This is a genomic window from Novosphingobium decolorationis, assembly GCF_018417475.1.
Taxonomy (GTDB): domain Bacteria; phylum Pseudomonadota; class Alphaproteobacteria; order Sphingomonadales; family Sphingomonadaceae; genus Novosphingobium; species Novosphingobium decolorationis.
In genome coordinates this window covers 3,392,758-3,419,363 of record NZ_CP054856.1, presented here as the reverse complement: position 1 = coordinate 3,419,363, position 26,606 = coordinate 3,392,758, and the positions used below count along the sequence as shown (strand labels likewise).

31 protein-coding genes are annotated in these 26,606 nt (G+C 66.6%); 18 read left to right on the top strand and 13 right to left on the bottom strand.

Annotated elements, in window-relative coordinates; all coding sequences use genetic code 11:
• The first annotated feature begins 49 nt into the window (after nt 1–49).
• From HT578_RS15840 to HT578_RS15760, 17 genes are all read left to right on the top strand, one after another.
• The gene (locus HT578_RS15840; protein WP_213500657.1) at nt 50–1,246 is read left to right on the top strand and encodes a phage portal protein; all 1,197 of its coding nucleotides are present in this window, start codon (nt 50–52) and stop codon (nt 1,244–1,246) included.
• Nucleotides 1,243–1,551 carry a DUF6127 family protein gene (locus tag HT578_RS15835; protein WP_039389077.1) on the top strand — a complete coding sequence of 103 codons (309 nt, stop codon included), beginning with the start codon at nt 1,243–1,245 and terminating at the stop codon, nt 1,549–1,551. The genes HT578_RS15840 and HT578_RS15835 overlap by 4 nt, the downstream gene beginning before the upstream one ends.
• Nucleotides 1,548–1,991, top strand: coding sequence for an HK97 family phage prohead protease (locus tag HT578_RS15830; protein WP_213500656.1), 444 nt, complete (start codon nt 1,548–1,550; stop codon nt 1,989–1,991). The genes HT578_RS15835 and HT578_RS15830 overlap by 4 nt, the downstream gene beginning before the upstream one ends.
• Before the next feature lie 86 nt (nt 1,992–2,077).
• Nucleotides 2,078–3,220, top strand: coding sequence for a phage major capsid protein (locus HT578_RS15825; protein WP_213500655.1), 1,143 nt, complete (start codon nt 2,078–2,080; stop codon nt 3,218–3,220).
• Between the two features lie 192 nt (nt 3,221–3,412).
• Nucleotides 3,413–3,958, top strand: coding sequence for a head-tail connector protein (locus HT578_RS15820; RefSeq protein WP_213500654.1), 546 nt, complete (start codon nt 3,413–3,415; stop codon nt 3,956–3,958).
• Nucleotides 3,955–4,137 carry a hypothetical protein gene (locus HT578_RS15815; RefSeq protein ID WP_213500653.1) on the top strand — a complete coding sequence of 61 codons (183 nt, stop codon included), beginning with the start codon at nt 3,955–3,957 and terminating at the stop codon, nt 4,135–4,137. Before HT578_RS15820 ends, HT578_RS15815 begins: the two co-directional genes overlap by 4 nt.
• A gap of 3 nt (nt 4,138–4,140) precedes the next feature.
• Nucleotides 4,141–4,533 (top strand): DUF3168 domain-containing protein, encoded by a 393-nt coding sequence (locus tag HT578_RS15810; RefSeq protein WP_213500652.1) that lies wholly within the window; start codon nt 4,141–4,143, stop codon nt 4,531–4,533.
• 24 nt (nt 4,534–4,557) lie between these two features.
• Entirely contained in the window at nt 4,558–4,965 is a 408-nt protein-coding gene (locus HT578_RS15805) for a phage major tail protein, TP901-1 family (RefSeq protein ID WP_213500651.1), read from the top strand.
• On the top strand, nt 4,962–5,276 hold the full coding sequence (locus HT578_RS15800) for a gene transfer agent family protein (RefSeq protein WP_213500650.1): 315 nt from the start codon (nt 4,962–4,964) through the stop codon (nt 5,274–5,276). Before HT578_RS15805 ends, HT578_RS15800 begins: the two co-directional genes overlap by 4 nt.
• Nucleotides 5,273–5,479 carry a phage tail assembly chaperone gene (locus HT578_RS15795; RefSeq protein ID WP_213500649.1) on the top strand — a complete coding sequence of 69 codons (207 nt, stop codon included), beginning with the start codon at nt 5,273–5,275 and terminating at the stop codon, nt 5,477–5,479. Before HT578_RS15800 ends, HT578_RS15795 begins: the two co-directional genes overlap by 4 nt.
• Nucleotides 5,469–6,032 carry a tail tape measure protein gene (locus tag HT578_RS15790; protein WP_213500648.1) on the top strand — a complete coding sequence of 188 codons (564 nt, stop codon included), beginning with the start codon at nt 5,469–5,471 and terminating at the stop codon, nt 6,030–6,032. The genes HT578_RS15795 and HT578_RS15790 overlap by 11 nt, the downstream gene beginning before the upstream one ends.
• A 41-nt stretch (nt 6,033–6,073) precedes the next feature.
• Entirely contained in the window at nt 6,074–8,422 is a 2,349-nt protein-coding gene (locus HT578_RS15785) for a DUF2460 domain-containing protein (protein WP_213500647.1), read from the top strand.
• Complete coding sequence (locus tag HT578_RS15780) at nt 8,419–9,240, top strand: DUF2163 domain-containing protein (protein WP_213500646.1); 822 nt, start codon at nt 8,419–8,421, stop codon at nt 9,238–9,240. The genes HT578_RS15785 and HT578_RS15780 overlap by 4 nt, the downstream gene beginning before the upstream one ends.
• On the top strand, nt 9,237–9,683 hold the full coding sequence (locus HT578_RS15775; RefSeq protein ID WP_213500645.1) for a hypothetical protein: 447 nt from the start codon (nt 9,237–9,239) through the stop codon (nt 9,681–9,683). Before HT578_RS15780 ends, HT578_RS15775 begins: the two co-directional genes overlap by 4 nt.
• 25 nt (nt 9,684–9,708) lie before the next feature.
• Complete coding sequence (locus tag HT578_RS15770) at nt 9,709–11,907, top strand: GTA baseplate fiber-binding domain-containing protein (protein WP_213500644.1); 2,199 nt, start codon at nt 9,709–9,711, stop codon at nt 11,905–11,907.
• 45 nt (nt 11,908–11,952) lie between these two features.
• Nucleotides 11,953–12,411, top strand: a complete 459-nt coding sequence (locus HT578_RS15765) for a DUF2793 domain-containing protein (protein ID WP_213500643.1) — start codon at nt 11,953–11,955, stop codon at nt 12,409–12,411.
• Nucleotides 12,412–12,602: 191 nt separating this feature from the next.
• Nucleotides 12,603–13,652 (top strand): OmpA family protein, encoded by a 1,050-nt coding sequence (locus tag HT578_RS15760; RefSeq protein ID WP_213500642.1) that lies wholly within the window; start codon nt 12,603–12,605, stop codon nt 13,650–13,652.
• 318 nt (nt 13,653–13,970) lie between these two features.
• On the opposite strand, the gene queC is transcribed toward HT578_RS15760, so the two are convergent.
• The 6 genes from queC to HT578_RS22430 form a co-directional block, all read right to left on the bottom strand.
• Nucleotides 13,971–14,666, bottom strand: coding sequence for a 7-cyano-7-deazaguanine synthase QueC (gene queC, locus HT578_RS15755; RefSeq protein ID WP_213500641.1), 696 nt, complete (start codon nt 14,664–14,666; stop codon nt 13,971–13,973).
• Nucleotides 14,667–14,725: 59 nt separating this feature from the next.
• A complete protein-coding gene (locus tag HT578_RS15750) occupies nt 14,726–15,139 on the bottom strand; it encodes a hypothetical protein (RefSeq protein WP_052321996.1) in 414 nt (137 codons plus the stop codon).
• Nucleotides 15,140–15,174: 35 nt separating this feature from the next.
• On the bottom strand, nt 15,175–16,092 hold the full coding sequence (gene hslO, locus HT578_RS15745; protein ID WP_084591944.1) for an Hsp33 family molecular chaperone HslO: 918 nt from the start codon (nt 16,090–16,092) through the stop codon (nt 15,175–15,177).
• Complete coding sequence (argF, locus tag HT578_RS15740) at nt 16,089–17,015, bottom strand: ornithine carbamoyltransferase (protein ID WP_213500640.1); 927 nt, start codon at nt 17,013–17,015, stop codon at nt 16,089–16,091. The genes hslO and argF overlap by 4 nt, the downstream gene beginning before the upstream one ends.
• Nucleotides 17,015–18,205, bottom strand: coding sequence for an aspartate aminotransferase family protein (locus tag HT578_RS15735; RefSeq protein ID WP_213500639.1), 1,191 nt, complete (start codon nt 18,203–18,205; stop codon nt 17,015–17,017). The genes argF and HT578_RS15735 overlap by 1 nt, the downstream gene beginning before the upstream one ends.
• Before the next feature lie 147 nt (nt 18,206–18,352).
• On the bottom strand, nt 18,353–19,120 hold the full coding sequence (locus tag HT578_RS22430) for a cold-shock protein (RefSeq protein ID WP_213500638.1): 768 nt from the start codon (nt 19,118–19,120) through the stop codon (nt 18,353–18,355).
• Nucleotides 19,121–19,418: 298 nt separating this feature from the next.
• Between HT578_RS22430 and HT578_RS15725 the strand changes: the two genes are divergently transcribed.
• Entirely contained in the window at nt 19,419–19,853 is a 435-nt protein-coding gene (locus tag HT578_RS15725) for a protein tyrosine phosphatase family protein (protein WP_213500637.1), read from the top strand.
• Nucleotides 19,854–20,045: 192 nt separating this feature from the next.
• Here HT578_RS15725 and HT578_RS15720 read toward each other — a convergent pair whose 3' ends face one another.
• The 7 genes from HT578_RS15720 to HT578_RS15690 form a co-directional block, all read right to left on the bottom strand.
• Nucleotides 20,046–20,384, bottom strand: coding sequence for a P-II family nitrogen regulator (locus HT578_RS15720; protein WP_213500636.1), 339 nt, complete (start codon nt 20,382–20,384; stop codon nt 20,046–20,048).
• A gap of 204 nt (nt 20,385–20,588) precedes the next feature.
• The gene (locus HT578_RS15715; protein ID WP_213500635.1) at nt 20,589–21,926 is read right to left on the bottom strand and encodes an ammonium transporter; all 1,338 of its coding nucleotides are present in this window, start codon (nt 21,924–21,926) and stop codon (nt 20,589–20,591) included.
• Between the two features lie 14 nt (nt 21,927–21,940).
• Complete coding sequence (locus HT578_RS15710) at nt 21,941–22,279, bottom strand: P-II family nitrogen regulator (protein ID WP_039389106.1); 339 nt, start codon at nt 22,277–22,279, stop codon at nt 21,941–21,943.
• A 148-nt stretch (nt 22,280–22,427) separates the two neighbouring features.
• Entirely contained in the window at nt 22,428–23,129 is a 702-nt protein-coding gene (locus HT578_RS15705; RefSeq protein ID WP_213500633.1) for an endonuclease/exonuclease/phosphatase family protein, read from the bottom strand.
• 107 nt (nt 23,130–23,236) lie between these two features.
• Nucleotides 23,237–24,775 carry a peptide chain release factor 3 gene (locus tag HT578_RS15700; RefSeq protein WP_213500631.1) on the bottom strand — a complete coding sequence of 513 codons (1,539 nt, stop codon included), beginning with the start codon at nt 24,773–24,775 and terminating at the stop codon, nt 23,237–23,239.
• Between the two features lie 95 nt (nt 24,776–24,870).
• Nucleotides 24,871–25,623 carry an SDR family NAD(P)-dependent oxidoreductase gene (locus HT578_RS15695; RefSeq protein ID WP_213500629.1) on the bottom strand — a complete coding sequence of 251 codons (753 nt, stop codon included), beginning with the start codon at nt 25,621–25,623 and terminating at the stop codon, nt 24,871–24,873.
• 67 nt (nt 25,624–25,690) lie between these two features.
• Nucleotides 25,691–26,581 (bottom strand): aldose 1-epimerase family protein, encoded by an 891-nt coding sequence (locus HT578_RS15690; protein WP_039389114.1) that lies wholly within the window; start codon nt 26,579–26,581, stop codon nt 25,691–25,693.
• Nucleotides 26,582–26,606 lie beyond the last annotated feature (25 nt).

The following is a 26,606-nucleotide window of genomic DNA, read 5'->3' as shown; positions in this document are numbered from 1 at the left end:
TCCTCCTCCCATCCCTTTGCTTGTCCCGCTTGCGGGAGAAAGGCCGGTCATGTCCTTCCTCGATACGCTTGCCGCCGCCTTCAAGGGCGAAACCGCGCGCGTGCCGCTGGCGCGCGGCGCCACCTCGCCCTGGTACTTCGCCGAGGGAGCCTCCGGCCGCGCGCCCTATGAATACACCGGCGCCGTCCAGCGCGCCTATCTCGAGAACCCGGTCGCCCAGCGCGCGGTGCGCCTCGTGGCCGAGGGCATCGCAGGCGCGCCCCTCAAGCCCGCCGATCCCGCGCTCGCCCGGCTGGTGAACGCGACCAGCGCGGGCCAGTCGCTCCTCGAAACACTCGCCGCGCAGTTGCTCCTTCACGGCAATGCCTACGTGCAGATCCTCAAGGACGCGCGCGGCCACCCGGTCGAGCTCTTCGCCCTGCGCCCCGAGCGCATCACCGTCCTTGCCGGCGGCGACGGCTGGCCCACTGCTTATACCTACGAGGTCGCGGGCAAGCGCATCACGATCCCCGCGCTGGATGAGGACGCCTCGCCCAACCTCGTCCATATCCGCCACTTCCACCCGGGCGACGACCATTACGGCGCGGGCTGCCTATGCGCGGCCGATCAGGCCGTCGCCACCCACAACGCGGCTTCGGAATGGAACCGCCAGCTGCTTGAGAACGCCGCCCGTCCCTCTGGCGCGCTGGTCTACGACACCGGCGAGGGCACGCCGCTCAGCCCCGACCAGTTCGAACGCCTCAAGAGCGAGCTGTCGAGCGCCTTTTCAGGCGCGGGCAACGCCGGGCGCCCAATGCTGCTTGAAGGCGGGCTCACCTGGCAGGCCATGGCGATGAGCCCGGCGGACATGGACTTCGCCACGCTGAAAGCCGCCGCCGCGCGCGACGTGGCGCTGGCCTTCGGGGTTCCCCCGATGCTGCTGGGCCTGCCGGGCGATGCGACCTACGCCAATTACCGCGAGGCCAACCGCGCGCTCTGGCGCCTGACCCTCCTGCCGCTGGCCGCCAAGCTGCTGTCCGGCCTGACCGAAGCGCTCAGCCCCTGGTTTCCCGAGGCCGATCTCGCCATCGACCTCGACCGGGTGCCCGCCCTGGCCGAGGACCGCGAGCGGCTCTGGGCGCAGGTCTCGGACGCGGATTTCCTCGATGCGGACGAGAAGCGCGCCCTGCTGGGGCTCCCTCCCCGCTCGTCCCCGCCTGCCGCTTCGCCCACCCCCAAGACCGGCCAACCGGAGAACAAATCGTGAATCAGAAGGACATGCTGGTCGGCCTCCTCGCGCAGGCCGCGGCCGAAGGCTCGGACCTGGTGACACTGCGCGCCATTGTCGAAGAAGCAAGCGAAGTGGGCGCTCAGCGCATGCTGATGCTCATCGGCCTCGATGACGACACTGCGCCCGAGGACCTCTCCGAGCTGCGCGAACTGCTGCGCGCCTGGCGCGACGCCAAGACCAGCGCGCGCAACGCCGCGGTCGGCTGGGCGGTGCGCGGGGTGCTGGCCCTGCTCTTGCTGGGCCTCGCGGTCCGGCTCGGCGCCACGGAGATGCTGCGATGATCGCGCCCGCCCCGCTTGCCCACGCGCCCGAGCCCGCGCCCGGGAACACCCTGCGCTTTGCCGGCTACGCGGCTCTCTTCGACACGCCCGATGCAGGCCGCGACACGATCCGGCGCGGCGCCTTTGCCCACACCCTGGCCGCGCGTGAGGACCCGCTGCCGCTCCTGTGGCAGCACCGCGCGGACCTGCGCATCGGCTGGATCGAGGCCATTTCCGAGGATGCCCGGGGCCTGCGCGTGATTGCCGCGCTCGACCGGCCCGAAGCCGCACCCGGCCTTGCCCTCAAGCGCGGGAGCGTGACCGGCCTCTCCTTCGGCTACCGCGCCCGCACCAGCCGCACCGGCCCTGCGGGGCGCGAGCTACTCGCCGTCGATCTCTTCGAGGTGAGCCTGGTCACCCACCCCATGCAGCACGGCGCGCGCGTCCACCTCGTCTCCTGAGGTCCACGGCCACCGCTCCTCTTCCTTCCCCCATTTCCCTGCCGCCCGTCGCGGGCGGCTCCACTCCCCGCGAAAGGTGATACCCCATGGAAAATTCCGTCCCGGCCGAATCGCTCGATTCGTCCTTTGACCTCGTCACCCGCATGGATGCGACCGAACAGAGCGTCGAAGCCCTGCGCGGCGATGTCGACGAGGTGAAAGCCCGCCTCGAACGCGTCAGCCGTGCCGCCGCCCGCCCGGTCATCGCCGGCTCTGCCGAAGGCGCGCCGAGCCTGGAGCTCAAGGGCTTCGTCGATGGCTACCTGCGCGCCGGGCGCGAGACCGAGTGGAAGTCGATCTCGGGCGCCGTGCCCTCTGACGGCGGCTATGCCGTCCCGCGCGAGATCGACGCCCTCATTGCCGCGCGCCTCAAGTCGGTCAGCCCGATCCGTTCGATCGCCCAGGTCGTCCAGACCGGCTCGGCGGGCTACCGCAAGCTCATCTCGACCGGCGGCACCGCCTCGGGCTGGGTCAGCGAGACCGCAGCCCGCCCGGCGACCGCAACGCCCAGCTTCGCCGAGATCGCCCCGCCCACGGGTGAACTCTACGCCAACCCGGCGGCCAGCCAGGCCATGCTCGACGATGCCGGCTTCGACTTGCCCACCTGGCTTGCCGACGAAATCGCGACCGAGTTCGCCCGCGCCGAAGGGGCCGCCTTCGTCTCGGGGTCGGGCACCAACCAGCCGATGGGCTTCATCACCGGCACGACCAGCACGGCGGGCGATGCCACGCGCCAGTTCGGCACGCTCCAGCATGTCGTCTCGGGCAACGCCAGCACGCTCGGCACGAACCCGGAGCTCAAGCTGATCGACCTCGTCCACGCGCTCAAGGCCGGGCATCGCCAGGGCGCGAGCTGGGTGATGAACGCGCAGACCCTGGCCCTGGTGCGCAAGCTCAAGACCAGCGACGGCGCCTTCCTGTGGCAGCCCGGCCTGGTCGATGGCCAGCCCGACCGCCTGCTCGGCTACCCGGTGGTCGAGGCCTCGGACATGCCCGACGTCGCGGCGAACACGACCCCGATTGCCTTCGGCAACTTCCGCGCGGGCTATCTCATCGCGGAACGCAGCGCGACCGCGATCCTGCGCGATCCCTTCACCAACAAGCCCTTCGTCCACTTCTACGCGACCAAGCGCGTGGGCGGCCAGGTGCTCGATTCCGACGCGATCAAGCTGCTCAAGATCTCGGCCTGATCCACCTCGGCGCGAGATGCGCAGGGAAGGACGGCTTCTCCTCTCGTCCGGAAGCTTTCCTTCTGCGCCTGGCGGGTCTTCCCCTCCCCGCTCGCCCTCGCGCCCGGCCCGCGCCGCCTGCCTTCCCCTCGGACGGCGCGGGCCCTTCTTTTCCTTGCTCTCTCCTGCCCACGACAACGATCGGAGATGCCGATGAACCGGGTCATCCTTACGCCGGCCACGCTGCCGTCATCGGCGCTTGCCGAGCTCAAGCAGTGGCTCGGCATCACGACCGGGTACGATGACGATGCGCTGGCCAGCTTGCTCGCCGCAGCGCTCGAAACTTGCGAAGCCTTTACCGGCCTCCTTCCCCTCGAATGCCCCTGCGAGGAGATCCTCCCCGCCGCGCGCGACTGGAGCGCCCTCACTACCCGCCCCGTCCAGGCCATCACCGCGCTCGAGCTCCTGGGCGCAGACGGCACCCGCACCTCTGTCCCTGCCAGCGACTATGCGCTTGACCTGGAAGCGGACGGGACCGGCCGCGTGCACCTTCTGTCTCTTGCCACCGGCCGCCTTGCCGTGCGCTTCACCGCCGGGCTTGCTCCCGACTGGGACACCCTGCCCGAGACCTTGCGCCACGGCATCGTGCGCCTCGCCGCCCACCAGTACCGCGAGCGCGAGGGCAGCGGCGCCTCGCCCCTGCCCCCGGCCTCGGTCGCGGCGCTGTGGCGGCCCTGGCGCCGGATGCGCCTCGCATGAGCGAACGGCGCCTTGAAGGTGGCAGCGCGGACAGCTTCGAACCACTCGCCCGCAGCCTCACGCAAAAGGCCCGGCGCCTTGCCGAAGCGACCTTGGCCGCCCGCCGCCTCGCCGCCCGCGACACCGATGCCCCCTGGCGCCGCGCGGATCTTGTCTGGCCGCTTTTCCGGAAAGGATGACCGATGGAAGAAGTGCTCCTGCGCGCTGCGCTCCTCGCCTGGCTTCAGGGTGACCCGGCCCTTTCCGGCACCCTCAACGCCATCTGCGAGGAAGCCCCCTCGCGCACCAGCCTGCCCTGGCTGGCGATAGCTACCAGCGCCAGCACCGACTGGAGCAGCAAGTCCCACCGGGGCCGCGAGGTGCGCGTGGCGCTCGAACTCCAGGCCCGGGGCGACCTCCCCGCCAGCATGGCCGCGCTGGTCACAGCGATCGAAGACCGCATCGCGAGCCTGCCCGCCGCACACGAAGGCATCGAGATCATCACCTCCCGCTTTCTGCGCGCGCGCTCCGAGCAGCGTCCCGGCAACCGCCGCGCGATCCTTCTCGAGTACGCCTTCCGGCTCCTCGCCAGCTGATCCCTTCCTCACAGGAGACCCGACATGACCGCCCAGAAAGGCAGTGCGTTCCTGCTCAAGATTTCCGACGGCGCCAACCCGCCGACCTACCAGACCGTCGCGGGCCTACGCACCACGCAGATGTCGGTGACGGGCGAGACCGTCGTCACCACCAGCAAGGACAGCGGGGGCTGGCGCGAGCTGCTCTCGGGCGCGGGGACTCGCACGGTCTCGGTCAGCGCGGCGGGCATCTTCCTGGGCAGCGCGGCCGAAACGCGTATCCGCGTCAACGCCATGGAAGGCACACTCGACGACTATGAACTGAGCTTCGAGGACGGAGAGAAGCTGCGTGGCCGTTTCCTCGTCCAGCGCCTCGACTATGCGGGCGATTTCAACGGGGAGCGCAACTACACGCTCCAGCTGGAAAGCTCGGGCGCGATCGCGGCCGCATGAGCGCGCCAGCCAACCCCTTGCGCGGCGAAGCCACGCTGGAAATCGCAGGCCACGCGCATGTCTTGCGCCCCTCGTTCGCCGCACTGGTCGCCGCCGAAGAGGAACTGGGCCCGCTCTATGCCCTGGTCGAACGGGCAGGCGAGGGCCAGCTGCGCCTCGGCGAAGTGGCGACGCTGTTCTGGCATTGCCTCCAGCCGCCCACGGCCGTCCCGCGCGAAGCCGTGGGCGAGGCCGTCGCCCGGCTGGGTCTGGCTCGCTGCGCCGTACCCTTGCGCACCCTGCTCGGCCAGATCCTCAAGGGCACGGTGTGAACGAGCCCCCGGCGCGGTTCGGGGCCGGCGCCACCCGCCTGTGCGCCCTTGCCGCCCACCTCTTGGGTTGGCGACCGCACGAGTTCTGGAACGCCACCCCCGAGGAACTGGCCACGATCCTCCAACCCGCGAGCGATGCCCCTTCACAAGGGCTCGACCGCGCCACCCTCAACGCCATGATGGAGCGAGACAATGAGCGATGACATCGACGAACTCCTGATCGAGGTCCGCGCAAGCACCCAGGGCTTTGCCCGCGATATCGCGGTCCTGCGCGGCGAGATCGACACCGGTCTTGGCGAAGGTTTTGCCCGGGCGGGTGATCGCTTCGAGCGCAGCCTGACCGGCGCCATCCGGCGTGGCAGCCTGGGCTTCGAGGACCTCAAGAATGCCGCCTTCTCCGCCTTCGACGCCATCGCCGCGCAAGGCATGGCCACGCTGGTCGGCGCGGTCAGTGGCGGCAACGGTGCGGGCGGCGGCCTTGCCGGTCTGGTCCCGGGATTGCTCGGGCTGCCTGGCCGGGCGACCGGCGGCAATGTGGCCCCTGGCCAGGGGTACCTGGTTGGCGAACGGGGGCCGGAAGTCTTCGTGCCCACCTCGGCGGGCCGCATCGAGACCGCGGAAAACCGCCAGCCGCCGCGCGATGTGCGTGTGGCCATCTCGCTGGGCGGGGAGCGCGGCGCGAGTGCCCCGCGCGCTCTGCAGCGCTCCTCGCGCCAGATTGCAAGCTCTGTGCGCCGCGCCCTCACCGCCTCCTGACCTTTCGCCCGCCCTCCCCATCACCGACGAGGAACCCGCCCATGGCCTTCTGGCTTGCCGACAGCCGCAAGGGACAGGACAGCGACTGGATCCAGCGCTTCGATCCGCGCTTCTGGACCGTCAACTACCCCCGCCCCATGGTCGCGACCATCGTCTCAACCGGCCCCGATGCCCTGCGAGTCGAAGCCAGCTTCCTGCGCGAGACCGACCTTGGCGGCCTGATCTGGGCCAGCGAGGACACGATCGACCATCCGCTCCTCGCCTACCGTACCGACCGCGACTACTCCCACACGCATCTCAGCTTCCGCTGGCGTTCGGGCGGCGTGCTGGCGCTCGACGCGGTCAATGGCCCGACGCTCACCATCGAGGGGCGCGACGCGCAAGGAGCCGCGCGCACCTGGTACGTGCGCCTCTGGAACTATGCGCAGGGCAGCCCGGAGGACGCCGTGGTCACGCTGCCCTTCTCCCAGCTTGAAGGCGGCTTCTCGCTCCCGACGGACGCCGATCCGGTGTGGCCCGGTCACATCGACCGGATGTTCATCTCCTTCGCCCCGCAGGGCTACGTGGCGGGCAGCGAAACTCCGCTCTCCGCCGAAGCGGAAGGCTGGATCGAGATGAGCGCCATCACCTGCGATGGCGAGCGTGCCATGCTCGAGATCGGCGACGTCTTCCTGCCCCCGCACGGCCTGGCCATCGCGACCGGCTATGATGACGACGGCGTCCAGACCCCGGCCCGGCTTGTGCGCACCATCCGCCAGCTCGGCTATCGCGGCACGGTCCTGCACTACGTGGGCATGAGCCATTTCTTCCGCCTCTCTCAGAGCTCGGGCGACTTCCTGGTCTCGACGTCCGGCGATCCGCTCAACACCCCCACGCGCACCTGGCACGCGGCCTTCTTCGCCGCGTGCGCCGCGCAGGGGTTTCGGCCCATTTCGTCCCTGTCCTACGAGCTCTTCGCCCAGCACTGCCCGGATGGCTGGATGCAGCGCGATCATCTGGGCAATCCGGCGCTCACCGGCTGGGAGCCGCCGTCCTCGCTGCTCTCCCCGGCTCACGGCCAGGCGATGGCCTGGCTGCAGTCGGTCGGCGGTGCCTTTGCCCAGCTGATGGCGGACGCAGGGTGCGAGGTGCGCTTCCAGGTTGGCGAGCCTTGGTGGTGGACGACGGTGGAGGGCCGCATCTGCCTCTACGATGCCGCCTCAGCTGCGGCTCTGGGCGGTGATCCCGTGGCCATCCCGGACATGCGCGCGCCCCTCACCCCCGCGCAGACCGACCTGCTCGATGCCGCCGGAGCCCTGCTCGCGCAATCCACCGCGGCGCTGGTGAGCGCGGTCCGCGCGGCCGTCGCGCCCGATCCCGTCGAAGCGCTGGCGCTCGTCTTTACCCCGACGATCCTCGCGCCTGCCATGCCCGAACTCTACCGGGCCAACCTGCCGCTTGGCTGGGCCGCCCCCGCCTTCGACCGACTCCAGGTCGAGGACTACGACTGGCTCACCGAGGGGCGCGATGCCGCGCGCCGCCGCGCCTACGAGACGGTGAATACGCGCCTCGGCTACCCTCCGGCAGAGCAGGACTACCTCGCGGGCTTCGTCCTTGATGCCGCCGACGCCGACCTGTGGCGGCGCATCGATGACGGCATCGACGAAGCCCAGGCCCGTAGCCCCCACGAGATCATCGTCTGGGCGCTGCCTCAGATCATGCGCGATGGCTACGTGCGCCTTCCCGCGCCCCCTTCCCCCCCGACCGGAGACGAGGCGATGCAGGCCTTCGACGATATTCTCTATCCCCTGGCGCTCGGCCGCGATGCCACCGTGATCCCCGAATTCTCGACCAGCGTCTCGGTGACCGCCTCGGGTTTCGAGCGCCGCAACAGCCTGTGGGCCAATGCGCGCCTGCGCTTCGACGTGGGGCCGGGTGTACGCTCGGAAGCCGAACTGGGCACGCTTATCGCCTTCTTCCGTGCTCGCCGGGGCCCCGCCCGGGGATTTCGCCTGCGTGATCCCAGTGACTTCAGCTCGGCTGGCATGGTCGACACCCCGACCGAACTCGACCAGGAGCTTGGAGAAGGCGATGGCCTGCGCGCGGACTTCGCTCTCCTTAAGTGCTATGGCGAAGGCGAGGCCCTGCAGGTGCGCCGGATCACCCGGCCCGATGCGGCAAGCGTGCTCGTCTCGCTCGATGGCGTGGTCCAGCAGGGCAACTGGACCCTTTCGCCCGGCGGCGTGATTACCTTTGACGAAGCGCCCCCGGAAGGAAGCGTGGTGCGCGCCGGCTTCCTCTTCGATGTGCCCGTACGCTTTGCCGAAGACCAGCTCGAGATTTCGGGTGCCTCCTTCGCGGCGGGCGAAGCCCCCAGCGTGCCCATCGTCGAGATCCGGGAGGCCCCATGATGCGAACCTGGTTTTCCGAAGAGCTTGAAACCGTCGCCCTGTTCTGGCGCATCCTGCGCCGTGACGGCGTGACGCTGGGGTTCACCACCCACGATGCGGACCTGTGGTTCGATGGGGTCCTCCACCGCGCCTCACCCGGAATGCTGCCCTCCTCGATCCGCCGTTCGGCCGGGTTCGAGCCCGACAGCGCCGACGTGCGCGGCGCCATCACGCATGGCTCGATCACCCACGAAGACCTTGAGCAAGGCCGCTTCGATGGCGCGGGGGTGCGCATCGGGCTCGTCGATTGGGAGACCTGCGAGCGCCACCTGCTCTACACCGGAAGCCTTGGCACCATCCTCGAAAGCGACGGCGGCTTCGAGGCGCAGCTTTCCTCGCGCAAGAGCGAACTCGCGCGCGACACCCTGCCCCGCACCAGCCCTTCGTGCCGCGCGGTCTTTGCTGGACCTGGCTGCAACCTCAATGCGCGCCGCTTCGAAACCGAAACACATATCCTCGAGGCCAACGAGGAGGAAAACAGCGTCACGCCCGCGGGCCTGGCCGATCCCGCCCTGTTCACAGGCGGCACCCTGCGCTGGCTCGACGGCGCGCGCGCAGGCCAGGTCACCGCCATTCTCGGCGTAACCGCCGAGGGCGCGCTGGTGCTCGACCAGCCGATGGAACCGGTTCCCCTACCAGGTACACCCGTGCGCCTGCGTGAGGGCTGCGACCACACGCTGGACACCTGCTCCACCCGCTTTGCCAACGCCATCAATTTCAGGGGCGAGCCGCACCTGCCCGGCAACGACCTGCTCCAGCGTTACCCCTCCGCCCTATGACCCGCGCGACGGACCTTACTCCCACGCCTGACGCCCTGGTCGAAGCGGCACGCGCGTTCGTAGGCACGCCCTTCCGGCTGTGCGGGCGTGATCCAGCGACCGGGCTGGACTGCGCAGGACTTGTCGGCAGCGCCCTGGCGAAGCTGGGCCGCCCCCTTGCGCTACCGGTGCGCTATACGCTGCGCTTCCGCCAGCCCCCCGACGCGGGAAGCGTTCTCGCTGCCGCCGGACTGCACGCGGCTCACGGCGAGCCGGCGCCTGGCGACATCGCGATGGTCCGCACCGGCGCCTGCCAATACCATTTCCTTATCCACAGCGTGCCCGAGCGCAACATCGCGATCCACGCCCATGCAGGCCTGCGCCGCATCGTCGAGGGCCCCTTGCCCACATCGTGGCGACAGCTTGGCGCCTGGCACCTTCCCTCCCCCTCCCCCTCCTCCTGATCCACTTCTGCGGGATGCTTTCCTCATGGCCACACTTGTCTTCAGCGCGGCGGGCACGGCCCTGGCCGGTCCCGTTGGCGGAGCCATCGGTTCCCTTGTCGGTCGCCAGATCGACGGCGCACTCTTTGCCTCCTCCCGCCAGGGACCGCGCCTGCGCGAACTCGATGCGACGCGTTCGACCTATGGCGAGGTCCTCCCCCGCCACTATGGCGCGATGCGCGTGGCGGGCAGCCTGATCTGGGCCACCGAACTCACCGAGCACAGCGAGACGATGGGCACCGGCAAGGGGTCCCCTTCCCTTTCCAGCTACACGTACAGTGCCAACTTCGCCGTCGCGCTCGCCAGCCGTCCGATAGAGGGCATTGGGCGTATCTGGGCCGACGGCAAACTGCTGCGCGGCGCGCAGGGGGACCTCAAGGCTGGCGGTACCTTGCGCATTCACACAGGACGCGGCGACCAGCCCCTCGACCCCCTGCTTGCCAGCGCCGAGGGCGCCCAAAGCTGCCCTGCCTATCGTGGCCTTGCCTACGTCGTCTTCGAGGACCTGCAGCTCGCCGACTTCTATAACCGCATTCCCGGCCTGACCTTTGAAGTCTTCGCGGGCGATACGGTCCTCCTGCAGGATATCCTCGACGACGCGCTCGAGGCCTGCGAAACCAGCGCCCAGCTGCCCGAACTCACAGGCTTCAGCTGTTCAGGTCCGGTGGTGGAAAGCCTTCAGGCGCTCGACGCCGTCTTCCCCCTCGACACCGACGCCTCGGGCGAAAACCTGCTCGTGCGGCACGAGAGCCTTGGGGGCGCCGCGAGGACACTCGGCGCCGCCTCCGTTCCCGAGGACCCGGAGGGGTTCGGCGCGCGGAGCGGCTTTGCCCGGAGCCGCGGCGAACCTGCGCCAAGCCCGCTCGCCCTGCTGCGCTATTATGACCAGGACCGCGACTACCTGCCCGGAGTGCAGCGCGTTGCGGGCCGCCCCGCCCCCGGCGCACCGGTCGGCATCGACCTGCCCGCGAGCCTCGATGCAGCCAATGCCGCCCGCCTCATCCACCGTGCCCACCGCAGGGCCGAGCGCGCACGCGATACGATCGCCTGGCGCACGACCGAACTCGATCCCGCCATTGCGCCGGGCGTCGAGGTGCGCCTTCCGGGACATTCGGGCACCTGGCGCGTGCGGGCCTGGGAATGGTGCGAGGCCGGCGTCGAACTGGAATTGGAGCGCCGCCTGCCCACAGCCACGCTGGAGACCGCGCCTCATACCGGGAGCTCGGGTCGCTATGCACCGCCCGTGGACTTGCCCCCGGGCGAAACGCGACTGGTGGCGTTCGAACTTCCCCTGGACACCGCCAGCGCGCACAGCGACGCACCGCGCCCCCATGCCGCGGCCTCCTCCTCGAGCGCGGGCTGGCCGGGAGCCGCGCTCTATGCCGATCCCGGCACCGGAACGCTGGAACCGCTCGGAGTGACGGGACGGACACGGGCGCTGCTGGGGGTCACCACCAATGCGCTACCCCCTGCCAATTCGCTCCTGCTCGACCGGTCGTCCGCGCTCGACGTCACCCTTCCTGATCCCGCGATGGTTCTGAGTGGCGCGAACACGGCCGAACTTGCCCAGGGTGTCAATCTCGCGCTCGTCGGCGAAGAACTTGTCCAGTTCGCCAAGGCCGACCCGATCGGCCCGGGTGCATGGCGGCTCTCCGGCTTCCTGCGCGGCCTGGCTGGCAGCGAGGCTGGCCTGGTCGCCCATGCCCCGGGCGAGGCCTTTGTCCTCCTCGACACCGCGATCCGGCCCCTCGACGCAGCTCTCCTGGGCAGCGCTGCGGAGCGCGAGGTCGTCGCGTTGGGCCGTGGCGATGCCGCGCCGGTTCGCACCAGCCTCCACCTCGATGGCATCACCCGGCGTCCGCTTGCCCCGGTCCATCCCCGCCGCACGCACCTGCCTGATGGAACCGTGCGCTTTACCTGGACACGCCGCGCACGCGGCGCATGGCGCTGGGCCGACACGCTCGACGTTCCACTGGTGGAGGAGACCGAGATCTACCTGCTGACGCTGGGTGACCCGGAACAGCCCCTGGCCTCCTGGCAGGTCCTGGAGCCCCGGATCGAGATTTCACCGGCGACAGCAGCCGCACTCGGCGAAGCGGCCATCACGGCGCCGGTGCGCGTGCGCCAGGCAGGCACCCACGCCCTCTCCCCGGCCCTCCTTCTGGGCCCGCTCGAAGCGGCCTGACGCATACCCTCGCCCACGACCGGAACCGATCCAAGGAGCGCAAACATGACAGACTCGGTTACCTTTGATGCCACCAGCCCTCGCTACGCCCTGCCCCTCCTTTTTCAGGGGCAGGCGCAGAAGGAATTTTTCATCAACGAGGCTCTTTTTCGTCTCGATGCCCTCTTGCACATCGCAATCGAGGGTGAGGCGGCCGTGCCCCCTGCCTCTGCCGACGATGGGCAGGCCTGGCTGGTCGGCGCAGGCGCCACGGGCGAATGGGCCGGTCACGACGAGGCGCTCGCCTGCCGGCAGGGGGGACAGTGGCTCTTCGTGCCCCCCCAGGAAGGCCTTCGTGTCTACGACATAGCCGCTGCACAGGAACGATTTTTCCAGACCGGCTGGAAAAAAACACAGAGTGTTCAGGAACCAAACGGAGGGGCCGTGGTTGACATCGAAGCAAGGGCGGCGGTCACGCAATTGGTCACGGCCTTGCAGGTTCTGGGTATGTTGCCCGGAGCGTGATGGGCGACCAAGGACGAGGGCAAAGGGGCAATGCAAAATTACCGCTGCGGTGGCGATGCACGGCCTACGGCCCTCTCCAGCGCGACATTCTTGCAACAGTGGTCCGCAATGTGCGCTTGCGCGCAGATTGTTGAAGGGTTAGAGACTCTTCGCACTCGGTGGCTCCAAATCTCTATTAGTAGGGGAAACGTATGAGGAAACTCGTCATTGGACTGGCGCTGGCTTCGACAGCTATCGCCACTCCCGCGCTCGCGCGCGATGGCGCATGGTATGTCGAGCTCGACTTCGGCGCCATGATCGTCGAAGATGCTGACGTTGACATCAATGGTGTCAATAACGCCGGCCAGTTCGACTTCGACACCGGCTTCGATGGCGGTGGCGTTGTTGGTTACGACTTCGGGGCGTTCCGTCTCGAAACCGAAGCCAGCTACCGCGAAGCCAACGTCGACAACTATGTCGACTTCGCCGGTCCGGCTTACAACCTTGGCGACGCAAATGCGCTGTCGTTCATGGTCAACGGCCTTCTTGACTTCGGTCCCGACGACGGCCTCCAGGGCTTTGTCGGCGGTGGTGCCGGTGTCGCACGCGTCAGCTACGATCTCGTCGATGACAGCGACACGGGCTTCGCTTGGCAGGTTCTCGCGGGCGTTCGCGCTCCGCTTTCGAACCACGTCGACGTCGGCCTGAAGTATCGCTTCTTCAACGCAGACGGCATTAACCTGGTGAGCGCGGCTGGCGACACCGCGGAAACCCGCTGGCGTTCGCACTCGCTGATGGGCACCATCAGCTACAACTTCGGTGAGGAAGCGGCTCCGCCGCCGCCGCCGCCGCCGCCGCCGCCGCCTCCCCCGCCGCCGCCGCCGCCGCCGCCGCCGCCGCCGCAGGTTGTCTGCAACAAGGGCCCGTACATCGTGTTCTTCGATTGGGACAGCTCGGACATCACGCCCGAGGCCGCTACGGTCCTCGACAGCGCGATCACGGCATACGGCAACTGCGACAGCGTTCCGATCATGCTCGCCGGCTACACCGACTCGTCGGGTGCCAAGACCTACAACATGGGTCTTTCCGAGCGTCGTAACGACTCGGTTCAGGCATACCTGACCTCGCACGGCATCCCGGGTTCGGCGATCTCGAGCGAAGGCTTCGGCGAAGAGAACCAGCGCGTTCCCACCGCCGACGGCGTTCGCGAACTGCAGAACCGCCGCGTCGAGATCACTTACGGTCCGGGTTCGGGCATGTAAGCTGACCGGCAACGGTACAAAGATCAGGGGGCTGGAGAAATCCGGCCCCCTTTTCTTATGGGCAAGTCCCATTTCCTCCCGCCTTCACGGATGCTGCCGAGAGCCTTCAGGCATGAAAAGGCCGCCGATCACACCTGGTGACCAGCGGCTCTGTGAGAAATAGAGAAGTCGGCAGAGCCCCCTTGCCAGCTAGCAGGGCTAACGCAGGTGGAAGTCGACAGGGCCAGGGCCCTCGCCTCCATCCATCTCCTTGTGGCCAATTCCAGAGTTGCCGTCGGCGCTTACAGGCTCATACGCAAGCGCCAGTCCACCTTCCGATCAGGCCGCGTAGTCGGTCCCGTCGGTCAGACCAGCCTGCTCGAAGCCGCCCTTGCGCAAACGGCAGCTGTCACACTCCCCACAAGCACGACCATCGGGCTGCGGATCGTAGCACGACCAGCTCATCGCCGGGTCCAGCCCGAGCCGAATGCATTCGCGCGCAATGTCCGCCTTACCCAGAAACTGGAGCGGTGCGCGAATACGGAACGGCTGCCCTTCCGCCCCGGCCTTTGTCGCCAGGTCCGCGATATTCTCGAATGCAGAGATGAACTCCGGTCGGCAATCCGGGTAGCCCGAATAGTCGAGCGCATTCACACCGATGAAGATGTCACTCGCCCCGCTCGCCTCCGCCCAGGCCAGTGTCAGCGAAAGGAACACCAGGTTGCGTGCAGGCACATAAGTTACCGGGATATCCTCGCCCACCCCATCCTTGGGCACGGCGATGTCGTCGGTCAGCGCAGAGCCTCCGAAACGGCGCAAGTCGAGCGGCAGCACCACGTGGCGCACCGCCCCGAGGTGACTTGCGATAGCGCCCGCCGCATCGATCTCGCACTGGTGCCGCTGGTTGTAGTCGATCGTGAGCGCGTTGAGGCGATAGCCCTGCTCCCGCGCGAGCGCCGCCGAAACCATCGAATCGAGCCCGCCCGAAAGGAGCACAACGGCATCCTTGACCGAATCCTGTCCTGTAGTCGTCATGCCTCTTGCGCTAGGCCCGAACGTCCCAGCGCGCAAGAACATCGCCCAGAACGCTCAGCTCAGCGCGGACACGTCCCCAGACGTCGACCTTCAGCGGCAAAGGCAAAGGGCAAGCCATTTCGGATCCCCTGGCTGTCGATCTGGATAAGGCCATCGGTCTCGCGCCGGATCGTGGTTCGCCCATAGCCATTGCCGGGACATGTATACTGGACCGTTACCTCACTGGGCCGATCGAGCACGACGACCTGCTCACAATCCAGACCGCTGTGGCGCAGCTGCACCAGATCGCGACCGGAAGCGATGCACATGCGCTCCTCGCCCCCGCCAGAGCCGCGCATGCGCAACATCCAGTTGCCAGGATCGAGGCGGTCCAGCATCGCCAGAGCCCCACTCTCGCCAAGCGCTGGCCCGGCCATCAGGCCAAGCCCGCACAGCCCTGCGAACACGAACGTCCCGGCAAACTTCTTCATCATCCTCGCTCTCTTGCCGTTGGCGACCCGGCGCCCCCCTAAACCGGGATATTCAAGACTTTGGAACAGAACGCACAGTCGACCGGAATGGTGCCATCCTCTTCGCGCATGTCGGCCAGCTGATCTTCCGGAAACCGCGAAAGGATCGTCTTGTAGTGCTCGACCGTGCAGCGGCAACCGCGCTGGAGCAGCACCAATGGTTCGACCCGGACTTCATCCTCCTCATGGAAGAGGCGCCAGAGAAGCTCTTCCAGCGTCAGGACGGGATCAAGCAGCTCATCGCGCTGCACACTGCCGGCCATGACCGAAACGTGCTCCCAGTCGGGGTGATCTTCCTGGGCGTGCAGACGTGCCTGCCCTTCCTCCCCATCGGGCAGGAACTGCATGAGAAGCCCGCCGGCCATGCAGCGCTCCCCGTTCGAGCGCACCGAGATGCGCAGGAGCGTGGGTACCTGCTCGGACTGGGCGAAATACGCCTCGCACGCATCGGCCAACGAAGCCCCTTCCAGCGGCACCACGCCCTGGTAGCGCTTCTTGGTGGCCGCCAGATCGAAGGTGATCGCAAGATAGCCGGTACCGAACAGGGCCGGGAGGTCGAGCTGGAGTTCCTCGTCCTGCATGTCGGCGAACTTCTCGGCATCGAAATGCACATAGCCGCGCACTTCACCGTCGCGGTAGTCGCAGACCATCATGTCGACCAGGCCGCCCTCGGCCTGCGCCTGGATCGTGAGCTGCGCGCCCTCTTCCTTGAGCAGCGAACCCATGAGCGAGGTCATCACCAGCGCTTCAGCCAGAAGATGCTTGACCACGGGGGGATAGGCGTGCGCCGAAAGCACGGTTTCGAGCACCGGCCCGAGGCGCACGACACGTCCACGTGCGTGCCGATTGGGTAGCGAGAAAGCCAGGACCCGGTCGAAACCGGTGTCCTCACGCGGCAAGGTCGGATCTTCGCTCACAGCTTGCCAAGGCTCCACAGCAAGACCGACTTCTGCCCGTAGAGGCGGTTTTCCGCCTCGTCCCAGACCGCCGAGGCGGGACCGTCGATAACGGCATCCGTGACTTCCTCGTTGCGGTGCGCCGGAAGGCAATGCAGGAACATCGCCCCCTCATCTGCGTGCGCCATGAGGCCCTCGTTGACCTGATAGGGTTCAAGCGCCTTGATGTGCGCTTCGCCGCCCTCCTGGCCCATCGAGACCCAGGTGTCGGTCACGACGACTTGCGCCCCGCGCGCCGCTTCGAGCGGATCGTGCGTGATGACGATCTCGCCGCCCGCCGCACGGGCCCGCTCGACGAAGCCGGCGTCGGGTTCGTAGCCCTCGGGCACGGCCAGGCGCAGCGTGAACTTCATCAGGCCAGCGGCCTCGATCATCGAGTGCGAGACATTATTGCCATCGCCCAGCCAGGCCATCTGCAGGCCAGGCAGCGCAAAGCCATGCTCAACGATGGTCAGAAGATCGGCCACGATCTGGCAGGGGTGCGAAAGGTCGGTCAGGCCGTTGATCACGGGAACGTCCGCGTAGTGCGCCAGTTCTTCGATCTTGGCATGATCGTCGGTGCGGATCATGATGGCATCGACCATGCGGCTGAGGACACGTGCCGTGTCCGCAATCGTCTCGCCGCGCCCGATCTGGGTGCTGCCCGCTTCCATGATGATCGTGCTGCCGCCCAGCTGGCGCATGGCCATGTCGAAGGACACGCGCGTGCGCGTGGAATTCTTCTCGAAGATCATGGCCAGCGTGTGCCCTGTCAGCGGTGCATCGCTGTCCGCCTTGCCCTTGGGCCAACCGGCACGTGCGGCCTTGCGCTCGATGGCATCGTTTATCATCGCGGCGATGGTCTCGCCGCCCGCATCGCTGAGACTCAGGAAATCGCGCGACATCAGATCGCGTCCTCGGGGGTATAGCTGGCCGCAGCGGCCGAAAGCTTCTCGAGGAACTCGTCGATGTGGCTGTCGTCGATCACCAGCGGAGGAATGACGCGCATCACCTGGTCGCCCGCCGATACGGCCAGAACCTGATGGTTGTCGCGCATGTGCGCGACGAAAGGCCGCGGCTCGACCTTCATCTTGAGGCCAAGGAACAGGCCCTTGCCGCGCACGCCTTCGAAAAGCTCGGGGTAGTTGCCGATGAACTGCTCGAGGCGCGCCTTGAGGCCTTCCCCCTTCGCGCGCACGTCTGCAAGGAAGCTTTCCTCGCCTACCACGTCGAGCACGGCGCCAATGGCCGCCATCGCGAACGGGTTTCCGCCATAAGTCGATCCGTGCGTGCCGAAGGTCATGCCCCGCGCCGCCTTCTCGGTTGCAAGGCATGCGCCGACAGGGAAGCCGCCGCCAATGCCCTTGGCCGTGGCGAGAATGTCCGGCTCAATGCCATATTGCTCGTAGGCGTAGAAAGTGCCGGCCCGGCCGACACCGCTCTGCACCTCGTCGAGGATCAGCATGAGGTCATGCTTCTCGCACAGTTCACGCAGGCCCTTGAGGAAGGCTTCGTCCGCAACGCGGATGCCGCCCTCGCCCTGAATCGGCTCGACCAGGAAGCCTGCAGTGTTGGGCCCGATCGCGGCTGCGGCCGCCTCGAGGTCGTTGAAGTCGACGTACTTGAAGCCGGGCAGCAGGGGCAGGAAGCCCTTGTGCATCTTCTCCTGGCTCGAGGCACTGATCGTCGCCATCGTGCGCCCATGGAAGGCGTTGTTGAAGGTGATCAGCTCGAACTTCGCGTCGTTGCCTGCCGACTGGTGGTAGACGCGCGCGGTCTTGATCGCGCACTCGACCGCCTCGGCGCCGGAATTCGTGAAGAACACGGTGTCGGCAAAGGTCAGGTCGACCAGGCGCTGCGCGATGGCCTCCCCCTGCGGACTGCCATAGAGATTGGAGACGTGCATCAGCGTCTCGGCCTGCTTCTGGATGGCCGAGATCAGACCTTCATGCGAATGGCCCAGCGCGTTGACCGCAATCCCGCTCGCGAAATCGAGGAATCGGCGACCATCCTCGCTGATGAGATGGCAATGTTCGCCGCGAACGGGCCGAACACCGCACCGGGGATACACAGGCATCAACGGAGTGATCGACATTTCGAAAAATTCCTCGAGTGAAGTTTGAAGAAAGGGGGGGGAAATCAAACGCAAACGACAAATGGCGGCCCTTGCCGGACCGCCATTTGCGCGCTTCTAGGCTTTTGCAGACCCCCGGTCAAATAACCAGGGACCTGCCGGCCGGGATCAACCCTGGAGCGGCGTCAGGTTGACCGCCGAGTACTTGCCTCGTCGATCGACCTCGATGTCGAATTCCAGACGGTCGCCCTCATTGAGGCCGGTCATGCCGGAACGTTCCACCGCGCTGATGTGCACGAAGGCATCCTGCTGACCATCGTCGCGAGTAATGAAGCCGAAGCCCTTCATCGAGTTGAAGAACTTGACCGTGCCCGTGGCCTTTTCGCCCGTCAGCTGACGCTGGGGCGCGGCATCGCGCTTCTGGACCGGGATCACATCGCCCACGACCGAGAGATCGCTGGCCGAGACCTTGCCGCCACGATCGACAAGCTGGAACTCGAGCTGCTGACCTTCGGCGAGACCTTCAAGGCCCGCACGCTCGACCGCGCTGATGTGCACGAAGACATCGTCCCCGCCTTCATCGCGCTGGATGAAGCCGAAACCCTTCGAGGCGTTGAAGAACTTGACGACGCCACGGCCCTGGCCGACGACCTGTGCGGGCATGCCGCCACCACGGCCACCGCCGACTCCGCCACCGCCACGCGGGCCGCCGCCGAAGCCGCCGCCACCGCCGCCGCGCGAGCCGCCACGGTCGTCGAAACCGCCGCCGCCACCGCCGCCGAAGCGGTCACCACCGCCTCCAAAGCGGTCGCCCCCGCCGAAACGGTCACCACCGCCGAAACGGTCCTGTCCGGCAAAGAAGGGATCAAATTCGTCCTCTCCGAACCGATCCCGCTTGTCGCGTCCCCTTCCGCGACGACCTCTATCAAAACCCATGTTTACGAACGTACCTTCGATGCGCCCTAGTAAGCAGTCACCCGTACACGTGGACGAACCGTGCCGAGAGTCAGCCAGAGTTACCCGCGATTTCCGCAATCGCTCTGCTGCGATTAGGATTCATACACGAGTCTTGGCCCGATAGCGAACGGAATTACGCGCCAATTCGGTCCGGCACCGACAGTCCGGGCCGTTTGAGCGCGAAATTGGGGGTTGCCAGCAGCCCTGACTCACGTTTGATGGGCGAATCATTTCCGCGTCTTACGAGGCGCAAAACGCCGGCCGGAGGCTCGTATCCATGTTCGCCAAAATTACCGATTCCATGTACGCCAGCCCGCAGATCGACACCTCCGCGATTGCCGAGGCAAAGGCACTGGGCATCACGCTGATCGTCAACAACCGCCCAGAAGGCGAAAGCGACGACCAGACGCCCGGCAGCGAGATCGAAGCGGCAGCCAGGGACGCGGGCATCGCCTACACCGCCATCCCGATCACCCACGGTGGTTTCAGCGAAGGCCAGGTCGACGCGATGATCGCCGCACTTGAAAGCAGCGAAGGCCCGGTCCTGGGTTACTGCCGCTCGGGCACCCGCTCGACCCTGCTGTGGTCGCTCGCACGGGCCAAATCGGGCGACAATCCCGGCGTCATCGCCGCACAGGCCGCAGCGGCAGGCTACGACATCTCGCCCATTCGCCAGATCGTCGACGTGCTGGCGGCCAGCGCGCAGGGCTGACGGAGCTAGTCCTGGAATTCTCAGAAAATGGATTCAAGGGGCCATCGCCCCTTGAATCCAAAATCGACGACCTCACCCCCTAGCACCGAGGGAGCGCGCGGAAGGTGAGCCAGACAGTTCGGGGAGCCCGAGGGCGATGGCCCTCGTACGTCATCCTTGAGATCGTCCGCTTTCCTGAAGGATCACGCCGCTTCAGAGAGCTAGATCGCCCTGCTCGCCCGTGCGCACACGCAGCACCTCGGCGAGGTCAAAAACAAAAACCTTGCCATCGCCGATCTCGCCCGTGCTGGCCGCTTCGCGCAAGATAGCGATCACCGTGTCCGCGAAGGCATCCGAGACCGCAATCTCCAGCTTGATCTTGGGCAGCATGTTCGAGGAGTACTCGGCCCCGCGGTAGACTTGCGTCTGCCCCTTCTGGCGCCCGACGCCGCTCACCTCGGATACCGTCAGGCCCGACACGCCCGCCTTGTCGAGCGCGGCCTTCACTTCGGTGAACTTCATCGGCTTGATCACGGCGGTCACGAATTTCATGGCAGCTCCCCATCCAGCTTGGCCTCGGCCCGGTCGCGGCAGCTTAGGGACTGCACGAGAGGCGTCAATCCACCCAAATGCGCCGAAGAGCGGCACGAAAAAAGGGCCGGCGCATACGCGTCCGGCCCGAAAAGGTTGTGTTCGCAGGAGGAACATCGTGAGGCTGCGGCGACGACCTGCGACGCCGCAGCCAATTCGGTAAGATCAGTTGTAGGCGCGCTCGCCGTGCTCGCCGATGTCGAGGCCTTCGTGCTCGACCTCTTCGCTGACGCGCAGGCCAGTCACCAGCTTGGCAACGTAGATGGCAATGACAGTGCCAACGCCCGCCAGCAGGATCGAGACGATTACCGACTTGAGCTGGATCCAGACCTGGGTCGCCATCACGAAATCGTCGCCGCCCGGGCCGCCGAGAGCCGGCGAATAGACGATACCCGTACCGATCGCGCCGATCATGCCGCCGACACCATGGATGCCGAACGCGTCGAGCGAGTCGTCATAGCCAAGAGCGGGCTTCACCTTCGAGACCATGAAGAAGCAGACGATCGAGGCGACCGCGCCGAGCACGATGGCACCGAAGGGGCCCGAGTTGCCCGCTGCCGGGGTCACCGCGACGAGGCCGGCAATGATACCCGAGCAGAAGCCCAGGGCCGAGCCCTTGTGACCCGCCAGACGCTCGGCGAGCATCCAGAACAGGCCTGCCGCGGCGGTCGCAACGAAGGTGTTGATCATGGCAAGACCCGCGGTGCCGTCGGCTTCGAGCTCGGAGCCGGCGTTGAAGCCGAACCAGCCCACCCACAGGAGGCCGGTGCCGACCATGGTCAGCGTCAGCGAGTGCGGAGGCATGGGCTCCGTCGGGAAGCCCTTGCGCTTGCCGAGAATGAGGCAGGCCACGAGAGCGGAGACGCCAGCGTTGATGTGGACAACGGTGCCGCCTGCGAAATCCAGGGCGCCCCAGCCAAACATCAGACCGCTAGTCCCCTCGCCGCCGTCGTACCAGACCATGTGCGCGATCGGGAAATAGACAATGGTGAGCCAGACGATGACGAACACCATGGCCGCCGAGAACTTCATGCGCTCCACGGTCGCACCGAACACCAGCGCAGCCGTGATGGCGGCAAACGTCATCTGGAAGCTGATGAAGACATATTCTGCGATGACTTCGTCACTGAACGTCGCCGCGGTCGAATCCGGGGTCACGCCAGCAAGGAAAACCTTGGAGAAGTTCGAAATGAACGCATTGCCCTCGCCACCAAAGGCCATCGAGTAGCCGTAAATCACCCAGAGAAGCATCGCGACAGCCGCCGCGGCACCAACCTGGGTCATGGTCGAGAGCATGTTCTTGGAGCGGGTGAGGCCGCCGTAGAACAGAGCCAGGCCCGGCAGGATCATGAGCAGGACGAGGACCGTCGAGGTCATCATCCAGGCGTTGTTGCCGGGGTTGGGTACAGGCGCTGCCGCGGCAGCTTCCTGCGCAAAGACAGGCATGGCGGCGAACAGCGACGCGGTGAGAGCGCCTGCGCCGCCGAGAATCGTGCGGTTCATGTTGGTTAGCCTCCTCAAAGCGCCGTATCGCCGGCCTCGCCGGTGCGGATGCGCACGGCAGACGCGAGGTCGAGAACGAAGATCTTGCCGTCGCCGATGGCTTCGGTGCTGGCGACCTGCTGGATGGTTTCGACGATCTTGGGCGCCAGTTCGTCCGGCGCGGCCACTTCGATCTTCACCTTCGGCAGCATGTTGGTGGAGTATTCCGCCCCACGGTAGATTTCGGTCTGCCCCTTCTGGCGCCCGAACCCCTTCACTTCGGAAACGGTCATGCCCGCGACCCCGATCGCGCCAAGCGCTTCTCGAACTTCGTCGAGTTTGAAGGGCTTGATGATGGCTATGATGAACTTCATGCCTGTCCCCTGTTTGCTACCGGCCCCACGCCGGCTGAAAACAGATCAGCAAGTTCTATGCCAAATCACCTATTCGGAGATTTACGCCGCTTAACGGACCGGCAACGCTATTTTCAGCTGGCGCGAAGCCCGATTCCTGTGCAGCTGCCTATTTTTTAGGCAGGTCGAGCGCAGCAAATACAGGCAGGTGATCAGATCCTATCGCGGAAAGCGCACTGCGATGGACATTTGTTCCACGAACTTCCCACCCATCGGATATAATGATGCGATCCAGCTGAGCCATCGGCCTACGCGAGGGAAAACTCCGGCCCGGTGCCAGCACCCGCCAATCATGTCCGAACTCGCGAAAACAGCCCTGTTGCGACCACTCGTTGAAATCCCCAAGCAATACAGTGGGACATTGCTCGCGGCACTGCGCGATGTGGTGCAACACGCGGCGCACCTGCTGGCGCCGACGCAGCCCTGAGAGGTCAAGGTGCATACCGACCACGCGAACACGGCGCCCTTCCACCGCAAGATCGGCGCGCACCGCGCCGCGTGGCTCCAGTACAGGCAAGTCGACCGGCGCGGCCTCAAGCAGCTCGATCCCCTTGCGTACAAGAAGTGCATTGCCGTGCCAGCCCAGGCTGTCGGGCTTCATCGAAAGCGGAACCGGCGTGTAGTCGGTCGCGGCGTGAATGGCATCGAGCGGAAGCGCGGCCATACGCCGCCCGAACCGGCGGTCCACCTCCTGCAGCGCCACGATGTCGGCATCGACTTCGAGCAGGATGCGCAGGATCCGCTCGTGATCGCGCCGCCGGTCGAGACCGACGGCCTTGTGGATGTTGTAGCTGGCAAACGTGAGCGGCACGAAAGCTCCCTTCCCGACCTCGGACAGGCCTTGCCAAGCTAGGAACAGAGCGCCCGCTTGCAAGACCTTCCCCTAAGCAAGCTCCGGGAAGGCCACGAGTTCCGCCCTCAGCGCTCCTTGGTTGCGCTGAAGGTCAGCTCCGGATTGCGCTCCTGCTGGTAGTTCACGTCCCAGACCGAGCGCGCCATGAAGACGAGGTCGCCGTCGCGGTCGCGCGCAAGGTTCATCTTGTTGAAGCTCTCGAAATCGTCGAGCGCCTTGTCGGTCCCCTTGAGCCAGCGCGCGGTATCGAAGGGTGAGGCTTCGAGCATGGCCTCGACCTTGTACTCGGCCTCAAGCCGCGAGATCAGCACTTCGAGCTGGAGCTGGCCGACCACACCCACGATCCACTGCGCGCCGATCTCGGGATAGAACACCTGGATCACGCCCTCCTCGGAGAGGTCGTCGAGCGCCTTCCGCAGCTGCTTGGTCTTGGTCGGGTCCTTGAGCGCCACGCGGCGCAGGATTTCCGGCGCAAAATTGGGCAGGCCGATGTAGCGGATCTTATTCTTCTCGCTCAGCGTGTCGCCCACGCGCAAGGTGCCGTGATTGGGAATGCCGATGATGTCGCCGGGCTCGGCGGTGTCCGCGATTTCGCGGTCCTGCGCGAAGAACATGATCGGCGAGTGGACGGCGATGGCCTTGCCCAGCCCGGACGGGGTCAGCTTCATGCCCCGCTTGAAGGTACCCGAGGCGAGGCGCATGAAGGCGATACGGTCGCGGTGCATCGGGTCCATGTTGGCCTGGACCTTGAAGATGAAGCCGGTGACTTCGGGCATCTCGGGATCGACCGGACCGTCCTCGCTGGGTTGCGGACGCGGCGGAGGGGCGTACTGCGAAATCGCATCGATCAGCTCGGCCACGCCGAAGTTCTTGAGCGCCGAGCCGAAGTAGACCGGCGTCAGATCGCCTGCGCGGTAGGCCTCGAGGTCGAAATCGGGGTAGCCGGCCTGCGCCAGCTCCATTTCCTCGGCCACCTCTTCGGGCAGCTCGACGTTCTCGTCGACCTTGCCGAGGAACTCCTTGCTGGGCCCCTCGGGGCGGCTGACCTTACCGCTGGCGATGTCGTAGATGCCCTGGAACAGGCCGCCCATGCCCACTGGCCAGGACATCGGACACACGTCGAGTGCAAGCATGTCGGCCACTTCGTCGAGCAGGTCGAAGCAGGCCCGGCCTTCGCGGTCGACCTTGTTGATGAAGGTGATGATCGGCACCGAGCGCAGGCGGCAGACCTCGAACAGCTTGCGGGTCTGCGGCTCGATGCCCTTGGCCGCGTCGATCACCATGATAGCCGAATCGACGGCGGTCAGCGTGCGGTAGGTGTCTTCCGAGAAGTCCTCGTGGCCCGGGGTGTCGAGCAGGTTGAAGGTCACCGTCTCGCCATTCGCGTCGGTACGCTCGAAGGTCATCACCGAGCTGGTCACCGAGATGCCGCGCTGCTGCTCGATCTTCATCCAGTCCGAGCGCGCCCGGCGCGCCGCGCCGCGTGCCTTGACCTGTCCGGCAAGGTGGATCGCGCCGCCTTGCAGCAGCAGCTTTTCGGTCAGCGTGGTCTTACCGGCGTCGGGGTGCGAGATGATCGCGAAGGTGCGGCGTGAATTGCTCATGCGCGGGCCTTTACGCGCCCTGTCCCGGTATCGCAACGCCGGGACAGCCAAGAAAGCGGGCGGGAGGCCCCCGCCCGTTCAAAAACCTTGGCGGATCAACCCTCTTCGCGCGCGACCCTGAAGCCCGCGAAGGACTGGCTGACCGGCATCAGTTCGAGCGTGTTGATGTTGAGGTGGGCAGGCAGGCTTGCGACCCACAGGATCGTCTCGGCAATGTCCGCGCCCGTCATCGGGTTCGCGCCCTGGTAGAGATCGTCCGAGGCCTGCTGGTTGCCGCCGGTGCGCACGACGGTGAACTCGGTCTCGACCATGCCCGGCTCGATCGAGGTGACGCGAACCCCCGTGCCTGCAAGGTCCGAGCGCAGGCCGAGCGAGAACTGGCGCACGAAGGCCTTCGTCCCGCCGTAGACGTTGCCCCCGGTATAGGGATAGGTCGCCGCGACCGAGGCGAGATTGACGATCAGCCCCTTGCGCGCGATCAGCATCGGCAGGAGCTTGTGGGTGAGCGAGACCAGCGCGGTGACGTTGGTGTCGATCATGGTCTTCCACTGCGCCAGATCGCTCTCCTGCGCCGGGCTGGTGCCCAGCGCGAGGCCAGCGTTGTTCACGAGGCAGTCGATCCCGGCGAAATCGGCGGGCAGCAGCGCCAGCGCCTCGTCGCGCGCCGCTTCATCGCAGACATCGAACGCGCAGGCATGGACGTTGTCCGCGCCCAGTTCCTTGACCAGATCGGCCAGACGGTCGGCGCGGCGGCCCGTCGCCACCACGCGCCAGCCCGCCTTCACCAGCGCGCGCGCAGTGTCCGCGCCGATCCCCGAGGTTGCTCCGGTAACGAGGGCTGTCTTCATGGGGATCTCCTTGGGACTTTGGGGGCGGTACGGGTTGTCGATTGATGTCCCGATCCCTCGCGCGGCGTCAGCCCGCGTCGAGGATCGCGATGTGCAGTTCGAAGAACCGGGTCTGGCCTGCCGGTACCGAGATCACGCCCGGCTTCTCGCGAAAATCGCCTTCGAAACCGACCGGATCGGCAATGCCCTGCCAGGGTTCGATGCACAGGAAGTCCGCGCCAGGCTTCTGCCAGATGCCGAGCATGGGGAGCGCCGGGCTCTTGATCGCGATGCGCGGACCGTTGGTCGGACCGAACTTCACCACGCGGCTGTTGAGCTTGTCCCAGATCAGCGCGTCAGCCTCGAACAGTTCAGGGCGGGGCACGAAGGAATTGCCCTTGATCGGCGAATGCTTGCGGTCCGCCAGCAACAGCCCGGTGTCGGGATCGAGACGGCGGATGCGGTGCGGCTCGTCCTCGGAGAAGACGATCTTGTGGTCCTCCTTGGCGCCCGCACCCGGCAGCGGCCAGGCGAAGGCAGGATGGAACCCGATGCTGAAAGGCATCGGCACCTCGCCGCAGTTCTGCACGCCCGCACCGATTACCAGCTTCTTCTCGATCAGCCGGAAGTTGACGTTGAGCTTGAACTCGAAGGGGTAGACCGCGCGGGTCGCATCGCTCGCGCCAAGGCTGAACATCACGCGTTCCTCCTCGGCAATCAGCACCTCGAACTCGCTGTGCCGGGCAAAGCCGTGGCGCGGCAGTTCGTATTCGGTGCCGTTCAGGCGGTAGCGCCCGTTGTTGAGCCCCCCGACAATCGGGAACAGGATCGGCGCGTGGCCGCCCCAGAATTCCGGATTGCCATCGGTCATGAACTCGCGGCCCTCGCCATCGACGAGGGACCACAGTTCGGCTCCCAGAGGATTGATCCGGGCCGTCAGGTCCCCGGATCGGATGGTGACCAGTTCGCTGTCCGACACGCGCGCGTCTCCTGTCCGTTCGTTG

Bases quoted from the DNA above. Each gene is read 5' to 3' on its own strand.
- HT578_RS15840 (WP_213500657.1), top strand. From the start codon at position 50: ATGTCCTTCCTCGATACGCTTGCCGCCGCCTTCAAGGGCGAAACCGCG.
- HT578_RS15830 (WP_213500656.1), top strand. From the start codon at position 1,548: ATGATCGCGCCCGCCCCGCTTGCCCACGCGCCCGAGCCCGCGCCCGGG.
- HT578_RS15825 (WP_213500655.1), top strand. From the start codon at position 2,078: ATGGAAAATTCCGTCCCGGCCGAATCGCTCGATTCGTCCTTTGACCTC.
- HT578_RS15820 (WP_213500654.1), top strand. From the start codon at position 3,413: ATGAACCGGGTCATCCTTACGCCGGCCACGCTGCCGTCATCGGCGCTT.
- HT578_RS15815 (WP_213500653.1), top strand. From the start codon at position 3,955: ATGAGCGAACGGCGCCTTGAAGGTGGCAGCGCGGACAGCTTCGAACCA.
- HT578_RS15810 (WP_213500652.1), top strand. From the start codon at position 4,141: ATGGAAGAAGTGCTCCTGCGCGCTGCGCTCCTCGCCTGGCTTCAGGGT.
- HT578_RS15805 (WP_213500651.1), top strand. From the start codon at position 4,558: ATGACCGCCCAGAAAGGCAGTGCGTTCCTGCTCAAGATTTCCGACGGC.
- HT578_RS15800 (WP_213500650.1), top strand. From the start codon at position 4,962: ATGAGCGCGCCAGCCAACCCCTTGCGCGGCGAAGCCACGCTGGAAATC.
- HT578_RS15790 (WP_213500648.1), top strand. From the start codon at position 5,469: ATGAGCGATGACATCGACGAACTCCTGATCGAGGTCCGCGCAAGCACC.
- HT578_RS15785 (WP_213500647.1), top strand. From the start codon at position 6,074: ATGGCCTTCTGGCTTGCCGACAGCCGCAAGGGACAGGACAGCGACTGG.
- HT578_RS15780 (WP_213500646.1), top strand. From the start codon at position 8,419: ATGATGCGAACCTGGTTTTCCGAAGAGCTTGAAACCGTCGCCCTGTTC.
- HT578_RS15775 (WP_213500645.1), top strand. From the start codon at position 9,237: ATGACCCGCGCGACGGACCTTACTCCCACGCCTGACGCCCTGGTCGAA.
- HT578_RS15770 (WP_213500644.1), top strand. From the start codon at position 9,709: ATGGCCACACTTGTCTTCAGCGCGGCGGGCACGGCCCTGGCCGGTCCC.
- HT578_RS15765 (WP_213500643.1), top strand. From the start codon at position 11,953: ATGACAGACTCGGTTACCTTTGATGCCACCAGCCCTCGCTACGCCCTG.
- HT578_RS15760 (WP_213500642.1), top strand. From the start codon at position 12,603: ATGAGGAAACTCGTCATTGGACTGGCGCTGGCTTCGACAGCTATCGCC.
- queC (WP_213500641.1), bottom strand. From the start codon at position 14,666: ATGACGACTACAGGACAGGATTCGGTCAAGGATGCCGTTGTGCTCCTT.
- HT578_RS15750 (WP_052321996.1), bottom strand. From the start codon at position 15,139: ATGATGAAGAAGTTTGCCGGGACGTTCGTGTTCGCAGGGCTGTGCGGG.
- argF (WP_213500640.1), bottom strand. From the start codon at position 17,015: ATGTCGCGCGATTTCCTGAGTCTCAGCGATGCGGGCGGCGAGACCATC.
- HT578_RS15735 (WP_213500639.1), bottom strand. From the start codon at position 18,205: ATGTCGATCACTCCGTTGATGCCTGTGTATCCCCGGTGCGGTGTTCGG.
- HT578_RS22430 (WP_213500638.1), bottom strand. From the start codon at position 19,120: ATGGGTTTTGATAGAGGTCGTCGCGGAAGGGGACGCGACAAGCGGGAT.
- HT578_RS15725 (WP_213500637.1), top strand. From the start codon at position 19,419: ATGTTCGCCAAAATTACCGATTCCATGTACGCCAGCCCGCAGATCGAC.
- HT578_RS15720 (WP_213500636.1), bottom strand. From the start codon at position 20,384: ATGAAATTCGTGACCGCCGTGATCAAGCCGATGAAGTTCACCGAAGTG.
- HT578_RS15715 (WP_213500635.1), bottom strand. From the start codon at position 21,926: ATGAACCGCACGATTCTCGGCGGCGCAGGCGCTCTCACCGCGTCGCTG.
- HT578_RS15710 (WP_039389106.1), bottom strand. From the start codon at position 22,279: ATGAAGTTCATCATAGCCATCATCAAGCCCTTCAAACTCGACGAAGTT.
- HT578_RS15700 (WP_213500631.1), bottom strand. From the start codon at position 24,775: ATGAGCAATTCACGCCGCACCTTCGCGATCATCTCGCACCCCGACGCC.
- HT578_RS15695 (WP_213500629.1), bottom strand. From the start codon at position 25,623: ATGAAGACAGCCCTCGTTACCGGAGCAACCTCGGGGATCGGCGCGGAC.